The sequence below is a fragment of the uncultured Veillonella sp. genome (assembly GCF_934190855.1).
In the GTDB taxonomy this organism is placed as follows: Bacteria; Bacillota; Negativicutes; order Veillonellales; family Veillonellaceae; genus Veillonella.
The window spans coordinates 1-2,156 of the sequence record NZ_CAKPTN010000219.1; the positions used below are offsets into that span (position 1 = coordinate 1).

Consider the following 2,156-nt stretch of genomic DNA (forward strand, 5'->3'; position numbering starts at 1 on the left):
TTAAATTATTTAAGACCATTTATAAAGAAAATTGAGATTCAGTGTGTCATTATCGATGTGCTTACTCTTATGGATCTATTGCTTCTACTAATCATGAGGCTTATATATCAGAGAACATGCAACAGATGTTAGCTTTAGTAGATAACGGGGTACAATTAGCTACTAAGGAAGGTCGAAATGATATAAGGGAATACTGCTTTGAAATTATGGATATGTGCCGTTTACAAATGGACTTTGAACAATGCGAAGTTGACTATCCTGATTTATGCTCTGCCTATAGCAAATATATAGCAGAGAAAAAGAAGAAAAGAGAAGGTGTACCTCGTCATCGAACTATCACTGTAGAAGAAATTTTAGCTACAGACGATATGTGGACTATCAATGAGCCTGCTTATTGGACTATCAATATTTATGGTTCTTATGATGACTATTTAGAATCTGCTAAAGATTTTACCTTAGAGCAACGATATCTTAATGCTATATCGTGGTACTTTGCAGAGGTTAATAATGGTGGACATCATCAGTTCTTTTATAACTCTACCGGTATTGTATGGGAGGATGCTCTTGCTGGCTTACGCCTCTTTAAGATGGATCCATTAGCAGATAATTTACAATCTGTAGTCGATTACTTTGGTGGAACAATTCCATTTGATCGAGCTGAACGATGGACTATTTTACAAGACTGGGAGAATGAAGCTGAATTATTCAATTTCCTAGATGGCAAAGATGATGTAGTCTATGAATATGATGGCATCTTTGAAGATGTATTTGTACATGAACATCCTGAATTATTTGTATTTGATGGAACTTATACAGTCTCAGAATAAGATTGGTGTATAATTAACACATATATAGTTGCTTTCACTATGATGTTTACTTTCACCAAATTATATGAGAGGTATTATATGTTAGATAAACAAGGCGTATATGATTGTTTGCGTGACCATCATATCGAGTTTGAAGTTACGAATCATGCACCGCTATTTAGTATGGATGATAAGCCAAATGTAGAGTTGCCATATCCTGAGAGGGATGCGAAGAATCTATTCATCCGAGACCACAAGCGGGAACACTACTATCTGATTACTGTTCGTGGTTCTAAGCGTGTGGATTTAAAACAGTTTCGTAAGGACCATAAGCTGAAAAAGATTTCTTTTGGCTCTGAAGAAGAGCTATGGGATATTTTGAAGATTAAACCAGGTCACGTATCTCCATTCTGCTTGCTCCACGATGAAGACCGTAAGGTACATTACTATATTGATGCGGATTATAAGGATAATCTCATAGGCATCCATCCAAATCAAAATGATGCTACTGTATGGCTTCAAGGAAAAGATTTAGTTAAACTTATTGAAGAGCATGGTACAATAGTAGAATATATTACATTGTAATTTAGTAGAATCGGAGCATGTATGAATAGAAAACTATTAAAACGTATTCTAGTAACATCTGCTATAGCAGTCTTAGGCGTAAGCACATCCTTTGCAGCTCTTGTAACAGAACGAGACCAATCTGTTGATACAGCACCTAGTGTAGGTATGTATCGATTCCAAGTACCTGCAGAACTACAAGGACCATATAATAGTACGGCCATAGCTAACTTAACAACATCTATGGAAAAAGAACCTAATACATTATCCATGAATGTAGCTCATGTAAAAGGTAATCCATCGGAGTCTTATGTGGTAGAAATCTATAAAGATTTAGCAGCTATTGAAACGCATCGCAAATCTGATCAGTATCAAGCTTTTGTTAATGAAGTAGGTTCTAAATTAACAAATCGCAAAGTATATGATGTACAATCTGTACTATTGTTTGAAAAGAAAGATCCTTTATCTATCGTAAATGACGGTAAAGCTGTGGTGACATTGACAGAGTTTAATGTTGATAGCAATGATATCGATACAGTACAACGTCAATATGAACTTGATATAGAACGTGCCGTACGTGATGATGCGGGCTATAAGGCTGGCTATGTGCTTCGTGAAAGAAATGCAAAGAATCATTGGTATGTGATCCAAATTTATAGTGATCAAGACGCACTTACTAAACATTTAAATAGCCCAGGCTATCGATTCATGATGAGCCAAATTCAAGGTAGTCTACAAAACGTTACTACCAAAGTATTAGATGGGGATATACTCGTTAACCATGGT

General features: G+C 35.8%; 2 protein-coding genes and 1 pseudogene. All 3 read left to right on the plus strand.

All coding sequences use genetic code 11. The features are described from left to right. Positions 1-827, plus strand: a pseudogene (locus Q0F90_RS08955) (DMP19 family protein); the annotation flags it as partial. Positions 828-905: 78 nt separating this feature from the next. Then, on the plus strand, positions 906-1,391 hold the full coding sequence (locus tag Q0F90_RS08960; RefSeq protein ID WP_296004900.1) for a prolyl-tRNA synthetase associated domain-containing protein: 486 nt from the start codon (positions 906-908) through the stop codon (positions 1,389-1,391). 21 nt (positions 1,392-1,412) lie between these two features. Next, positions 1,413-2,156 (plus strand): antibiotic biosynthesis monooxygenase (locus tag Q0F90_RS08965; protein ID WP_296004902.1); only part of this gene is annotated, 744 nt, incomplete at its 3' end.